Genomic DNA, 5,994 nt, shown 5'->3' on the forward strand with positions numbered 1-5,994 from the left:
GGAGGCGGGCCTGATCCTCTCGTAGATTTGTTCAAGAAGGTGTTGCCACATCACAGGAACATCACGAGCGGGCCCACGATGGAGCCGTTGTCGACGCACATGGAGGCGCCGATGGAGCCGGCGATCGGGAACCAGGTGAGGTTCAGCAGGGAGTCGCCCAGACCGGCGAAGGGACCCATGAGGGAGGTCTTGATGCCGACGACGGTGTCCTTCTGGTCCTCATCCGTGGACTCCTCCAGGGCGGCGGTGATGCCGAGGATGAAGGGGATCGCGAGCGGGTGGGTGTTGAAGTACTCGAGGTGGCGCTTCATCGCGTTGACGCGCTCCTCCTTGGGGGCGTCCTTGTAGAGCTCCTCGAGGACGGGGGCGAAGCAGTAGGTCAGAGACAGCGACTGCATGCGCTCGTAGTTGTGCGCGAACTGGCAACCCTGGGTGCGCAGCAGCACCTTGTTCAGGGTGGACTTAGAGATCTTACCCATTAGAGATCGTACTCCTCGTCATCATCGGAGCCGGCGGCAGGGGCGGCGGCAGGGGCGGGCTGGTTCTTCTGACCCTCGGTAATGACGTCCCACACGCCGGCGGCGGCGCAGGCGGCCAGGGCGATGCCCACGGTCGGGACGTTGAGGAAGGCGGCCATGATGAAGCCGGCGAGCAGGAAGATCCACATGTTCTTCTTCATCATCATGGTGAGGAGCATGGCCAGGCCGACGGCGGGCATCATGCCACCGGCGGTGGAGAAGCCGGAGAGGACCCACGGAACCTGGTTCTGCAAGAAGTTCATGATGTCCTCGATCACGAACGAGCCGATGCCCGTGGCGATGAAGACCGGGACGGCGCGAGTCAGGAAGAAGCAGAGGGCGCCGGTCCAGAAGAACTTGTTCACAGCGTTGAACTTACCGGACTCGATGGCCTTGTCAGCACCGTGGACGAGGGAGACGTTGGTGGTCATGACCAGGATGTTCAGCTGCTGAACAAGGGTAGCGGTCGGGATGCCGATGGCGACGGCGAGCGCGATGGCCGAGGCGGTGTCGCCACCACCCATGATGCCCAGGGCGGCGCCGACGATGGTGCCGGAGATGACATCCGGCGGAACATAGGCGCCGATGTTGTTGACGCCGAGCCACATGAGCTCCATGGTCGCACCGATCATGATGGCGGTCGTCATGTCGCCGAGGATGATGCCGACGCCGACGGACGCCAGCAGGGGCTTGCGGAAGCCCAGGTGGGGACCGAACTGGTCCCAGGTGCACAGACCCGCCCAGATGGCGAGCAGAAGTGCTTGAAGCATATGCCTCTCCTTCCCTATTCGCCCGCTGTACGCATCCAGCGGGCACACTCCGGGCCCATATGCCCGGAGATGATTACCGGCTTAGTAGTTCTTGAGGAGCTCAGACACCGGCTCCTTGGAATCGCGCGTGGTTGTCTGCATCCAGCACTCTACGCCCAAGCCGATGAGCTCCTCGAAAGCGGCCTTCTCCTCGGCGGTGACGGACATGTTCTTGTGCAGGCGGTGGCGCTGATCGTTGAAGCGCATGCCGGAGACGTTCAGGTAATCGAACGGCAGGCCATTCTCATGCAGCTTGAGGGCGTCGATGGGGTTGGTGAACAGGACCATCGTGGCCTTCTTGAGCTCCGTCTTCTTAAGAACGTCGATGAACTTGTCGACGCCGAAGACGGAGACCTTGATGTCGGGGGCGGCGAGGCCGGCCACGGACTTCTGAACGGGGTCATTGGCGACCTTGTCGGAGACGATGATGGCGGACTCGATGCCGAAGTCCGGGATCCAAGTCGTGGCCACCTGGCCGTGAATCAGGCGGTCATCAATGTCGACGAGCTTAAGTGCCATGATGTTCTCCTTGTCGTTTGCACTTATGTTCATTGCTTCCAGCAAGTGGCGTAACACGTGGGGCGCCACCCGATGGGGGACGGGCGCGCCCCGGAACCGGCGATCGCGGGCGAGTTAGAGATCGAGGTCGTCCCCATCGTCCTCCGCGACCGGAACAGGGGCCTTAATCTCCTTCTGGGCACCGGCATGCGCGGCGGTGATCTGCGCACGGACGGCGTCGGCGGACTCAAGGCCATCGCGGGTCAACAGGAGCTCGACGACCACGGGCATCGACAGGCCGGTGTACGCGACCATCTCCATCCCGTTGAGCAGGGCGCGGGTGGTCACGTTGAACGGTGTGCCGCCGTAGATGTCGCACAGGGTGACGACCAGGTCGCACTCGGCGTTGAGCGTCTCGTAGGCCTCGCGCATCTCGGCCTCGAAGGCCTCCAGACTCTTCTCGGCGGTGAGACCAAGCGCCACGACGTCGCCCTGCTTGCCGGCGATCATCTCAACGGCGCCGAGGGCGGCGCGTGCAAACTCTCCGTGGCTCGCGAGGATAACGCCAATACGCATCTGCTGTCCTTTCATGTTGTTATATTATGTTCGTTCTGCTCATTTATGTTCGTCTATGTTTGATTATTGGTCAAGGATTGTTTTTTACAACGCGCTCTTTTTTATCGTTTTTAATTGGTATCAATGGATTTTTTCCCGTGAACGTGCTGTTGTGACCGGTGAAAGGTAGTTGTGTTTCTGTGAACGATTTGCGTTCATTTGTGTTGTTCGCTTTAATTGAAATATGAACAAACGCTCGATAAGGAAGTTCACGGCCATGAAATCCGAACGTCAGCAGGCCATTCTCGACCTGCTCGATCAACATCATTCCGTTACGGTCAATGAGATATCCAACACCCTGGGTGTTTCGAATATGACCATTCGGCGCGATTTGGCGGAGCTCGCCGACAAGGGACTGCTCGTGCGCGTACACGGCGGCGCCCAACTGCCGCGCTCCGCACGTGGTACGACACTCTCACGCCTGATCTCACACGAAGAGAAGCGCCATTTCCACGTCGAACAGAAACGCGCGGCGGCGATGGCGGCGGCGCGCACTGTCTCCGCCGGCGATACCATCTTCCTCGGGGGCGGCTCCACACTCGAACTTATGTGCTCGTATCTGCCGCAGGAGGACATCCGCGTGGTCACCAACAGCCTCCCCGTCTTGAACTTATTGGCTGACAACCCCCATGTCGACCTCTTCTTCATTGGCGGCATGATGCGCCATGACACCCGCGTCTTCACCATGCCGTACAACGGCCGCGGACTCTACGGCCTTTCGGCGCCAAAAGCCTATGTCTCCGCCACCGGAATTTTCGAAAATGAGGTCTTCGGCTCTCGCCCCGACGCGACTATGGTTCTTTCCGATGCCCTTGCACGCGCCCAGGAGCGCTACCTCGTTGTAGACGCGGTAAAAGTTGGTAGGCGCGACTTCTGCCTGTTCACCACCTTGGAGGAGATGACCGCGGCCTTCGTCAACGCCGACGCAGACCCTCAGATCCTCGAGGCGCTCAGCACTTACACTTCCGTTGTCACCGCATGACCGATTGGCAAGCCATGCTCAAATCTGAACGTCACGAACAATTGCTGAAACTGTGCATGCAGCGCGGTATGGTCACCGTCGCCCAAGCGGCGAAGATCTTCGGCATTTCCGAAATGACCGCTCGCAGGGATTTCGATGAACTCGCGCGAGATGGCGGCGTGAGCCGCGAGCACGGCAGTATCCGCCTATCAAGCGGGACCCCCACCGCCGGCGAGGTTCCCTTCTTTGAAAAGCTCTCGATACGCTCGCCCGAAAAGGAACGCATTGCGCACTGCGCGGTCGGTCTGATCAAGGAGCATGACACCGTTTTCCTCGGACCCGGTTCGACCTGCGCCCTCATCGCCCGCGCACTGCCGCCCATGCAGCTGCGTGTCATCACAAACAGCATCATCGTGCTGAGCATGCTCCAAACGCGCAGCGACGTGGAGATCTGCGCCCTGGGAGGACAGTATCGCAAGCGCTCGGGGTCCTTCGTCGGTCCCGTAGCGGAAGATGCGCTCGCCCCACTCGGTATCGACACGTGCTTTATCGGCACCAACGGCGTGCTCGCTCAATCCGTCTCCTGCTCCAACCTCGAGGAGGGTCGTCTGCAGGCGCTCGCTTGTGATCGAGCCGCCGAGCGGTACCTCGTCTGCGACTCAAGCAAGATCGGACAGATGGACTTCTTCGGCTTCTACAACCTCGATCAGATGGACGCGCTCATCACCGATGCAAATGTCAGCGACGAACAGTGCTCCATGATCCTCGAATCAACCCGAATAATCGTCGCCGACTGATTCGCTTCGCCTTCAAGAACGTTTCGCATTCAAACGCCCCGATCCGGTACAACCGGGTCGGGGCGCTAAAGATTCATATCGATCTCGCCAGAGAACGATGGTTACCTCTCGACGTAGACGCTCTCGCCGCCGAGGTAGGTCTCGACGAGGGTGAGATCGGAGTTCAGCACGACGAAGTCGGCATGACGGCCGGGACGGATGGAACCGCACTCGTCGGCGATGTCGTTGGCCTCGGCGGGAGCCTGGGTGGCCATGTAGATGGCCTCGGCCTTGGTGGCAACGCCCCAGTCGGCGACGTTCTTGACGGCGTCCTTCATGTTGAGGATGGAACCCGCCAGCGAGCCGCCGTCCTTGAGGCGGGCCGTGCCGCCTGCGACGACGACAGGCAGCTCGCCCAGGAAGTAGTCGCCATCGGGCATGCCGCCAGCGCACATGCAGTCGGTGATGAGGGCGACGTGCTCATGGCCCTTGGCGCGCATCACGATACCCGCGGAGATGGGGTTGACATGATGGCCGTCGCAGATGAGCTCGGAGTACGACTTGTCCTGGCTGGACAGGGCGGCACCCACCATGCCGGGCTCGCGGTGGTGCAGGCCACTCATGCCGTTATAGGTGTGGACGAAGACCTTGGCGCCCGCGTCCAGGCAAGCCTGAGCCTGCTCGCAGGTGGCGGCGGAGTGACCGAGAGCCACGACGACGCCGGACTTGACGGCCTCAGCGGTGAACTCGACGGCACCATCGTACTCAGGGGCGACGGCGATCTTCTTGACGAGGCCGTGCGCAGCGGTCTGCCAGGCGTTCAACTTCTCCATGGTGGGGGCGGAGAGGTAAGCCGGGTTCTGGGCGCCCTTGTACTTCTCGGTGAAGAAGGGGCCCTCGAGGAAGATGCCCTGGATGCGGGCGTGCGGCGTCTCGTCGCCAGCCTCGACGTACTCGGCAACGGAGGCGCAGGCGGCCTCGAGCTGCTCGGTGCTGGCGGTAAGGGTCGTGGGAAGGTAGCTGGTCACGCCGTTACGGAGGATGCCACGGGAGACGACGGCGACGCTCTCCGCTTTGCAGTCCATAATGTCATGGTTGTCAAAGCCATGGATGTGCGTGTCGACATAACCCGGGGCGACCTCGTAACCGGAATAGTCGCGGATCTCGCACGCGGGAGCATCGGTCACGTACTCGCCGAAGACGCCGTCCTCGACCATAAGGTACCCACCGCGGGCAACGCGGGTCGGCAGGTAGAAGGCATCGGCTTTGATTGCATAGGTGCTCATGTGTTCTCCTAACACGAATTTGATGCACATATTGCGGTTATACCCAAAGGCGCTGCGCTAGTCCGTCATAACGCAAGCGCGTTTTCGTAAATAAAAGTCGCCCACCCGTCCAAGGACAGGGCGGGCGCTTCGGGTCCATAGGCGGCGCGCAAAGCAAAAGGTGCAATCGGGGTATGTCCCCAATTGCACCATGGCCCTCAGTCCTTGAAGGCGATTAGGCCTCGAAGGGGTGGATGGTCACGCCCTTGACAACACGGTTGACCGTGCCGGAAGGAGACGGGGTGTCCGGGGTATTGCCCACGCGCACGGAGTTGAGCAGGGAGATGACCTGCGCAACCATGACGAACGGAAGAGCGAGGTAACCCTCGGGCAGCGCATCGAAACCGGAGAAGGTGAAGGCCTTGCCGTCGAACTTGGTGGAGCCGTCCTGCTGGATGGCGATCGTCTTGGCGGCGATCTGATCGCCGTTGATCTCATTCAGGATGTCGAGGTCGTACTGACGGGTGTACTCGTCGTTGTTCATGTACACGA

7 protein-coding genes and 1 pseudogene are annotated in these 5,994 nt (G+C 61.0%); 2 read left to right on the forward strand and 6 right to left on the reverse strand.

Annotation, left to right across the window (positions count from 1 at the left end; translation table 11 throughout):
• Positions 1–50: 50 nt before the first annotated feature.
• The 4 genes from Q5Q88_RS09175 to Q5Q88_RS09190 all read right to left on the reverse strand — a co-directional run bounded on the left by Q5Q88_RS09175 (position 51) and on the right by Q5Q88_RS09190 (position 2,401).
• Complete coding sequence (locus Q5Q88_RS09175; RefSeq protein ID WP_302743145.1) at positions 51–479, reverse strand: PTS system mannose/fructose/sorbose family transporter subunit IID; 429 nt, start codon at positions 477–479, stop codon at positions 51–53.
• On the reverse strand, positions 479–1,288 hold the full coding sequence (locus Q5Q88_RS09180) for a PTS sugar transporter subunit IIC (protein ID WP_294159609.1): 810 nt from the start codon (positions 1,286–1,288) through the stop codon (positions 479–481). Before Q5Q88_RS09180 ends, Q5Q88_RS09175 begins: the two co-directional genes overlap by 1 nt.
• An 81-nt stretch (positions 1,289–1,369) precedes the next feature.
• A complete protein-coding gene (locus Q5Q88_RS09185; RefSeq protein ID WP_118271993.1) occupies positions 1,370–1,846 on the reverse strand; it encodes a PTS sugar transporter subunit IIB in 477 nt (158 codons plus the stop codon).
• A 114-nt stretch (positions 1,847–1,960) separates the two neighbouring features.
• Positions 1,961–2,401 carry a PTS sugar transporter subunit IIA gene (locus tag Q5Q88_RS09190; protein ID WP_302743149.1) on the reverse strand — a complete coding sequence of 147 codons (441 nt, stop codon included), beginning with the start codon at positions 2,399–2,401 and terminating at the stop codon, positions 1,961–1,963.
• 256 nt (positions 2,402–2,657) lie between these two features.
• On the opposite strand from Q5Q88_RS09190, the gene Q5Q88_RS09195 reads away from it, so the two are divergent.
• The gene (locus Q5Q88_RS09195; RefSeq protein WP_294159598.1) at positions 2,658–3,422 is read left to right on the forward strand and encodes a DeoR/GlpR family DNA-binding transcription regulator; all 765 of its coding nucleotides are present in this window, start codon (positions 2,658–2,660) and stop codon (positions 3,420–3,422) included.
• Positions 3,423–3,436: 14 nt separating this feature from the next.
• Positions 3,437–4,198 (forward strand): DeoR/GlpR family DNA-binding transcription regulator, encoded by a 762-nt coding sequence (locus Q5Q88_RS09200; protein ID WP_302743151.1) that lies wholly within the window; start codon positions 3,437–3,439, stop codon positions 4,196–4,198.
• A 101-nt stretch (positions 4,199–4,299) separates the two neighbouring features.
• Here the strand turns inward: Q5Q88_RS09200 and nagA are convergent, their stop codons facing one another.
• Entirely contained in the window at positions 4,300–5,463 is a 1,164-nt protein-coding gene (gene nagA, locus Q5Q88_RS09205; protein WP_294159594.1) for an N-acetylglucosamine-6-phosphate deacetylase, read from the reverse strand.
• Between the two features lie 214 nt (positions 5,464–5,677).
• Positions 5,678–5,994, reverse strand: a pseudogene (gene agaS / locus Q5Q88_RS09210) (tagatose-6-phosphate ketose isomerase); the annotation flags it as partial.

The sequence above is a fragment of the uncultured Collinsella sp. genome (assembly GCF_959026545.1).
GTDB lineage: Bacteria > Actinomycetota > Coriobacteriia > Coriobacteriales > Coriobacteriaceae > Collinsella.

Excerpts from the sequence above, each read along its gene's own strand:
- Q5Q88_RS09195 (WP_294159598.1), top strand. The coding sequence starts at position 2,658 with ATGAAATCCGAACGTCAGCAGGCCATTCTCGACCTGCTCGATCAACAT.
- Q5Q88_RS09180 (WP_294159609.1), bottom strand. The coding sequence starts at position 1,288 with ATGCTTCAAGCACTTCTGCTCGCCATCTGGGCGGGTCTGTGCACCTGG.
- Q5Q88_RS09175 (WP_302743145.1), bottom strand. The coding sequence starts at position 479 with ATGGGTAAGATCTCTAAGTCCACCCTGAACAAGGTGCTGCTGCGCACC.
- Q5Q88_RS09185 (WP_118271993.1), bottom strand. The coding sequence starts at position 1,846 with ATGGCACTTAAGCTCGTCGACATTGATGACCGCCTGATTCACGGCCAG.
- nagA (WP_294159594.1), bottom strand. The coding sequence starts at position 5,463 with ATGAGCACCTATGCAATCAAAGCCGATGCCTTCTACCTGCCGACCCGC.
- Q5Q88_RS09190 (WP_302743149.1), bottom strand. The coding sequence starts at position 2,401 with ATGCGTATTGGCGTTATCCTCGCGAGCCACGGAGAGTTTGCACGCGCC.
- Q5Q88_RS09200 (WP_302743151.1), top strand. The coding sequence starts at position 3,437 with ATGCTCAAATCTGAACGTCACGAACAATTGCTGAAACTGTGCATGCAG.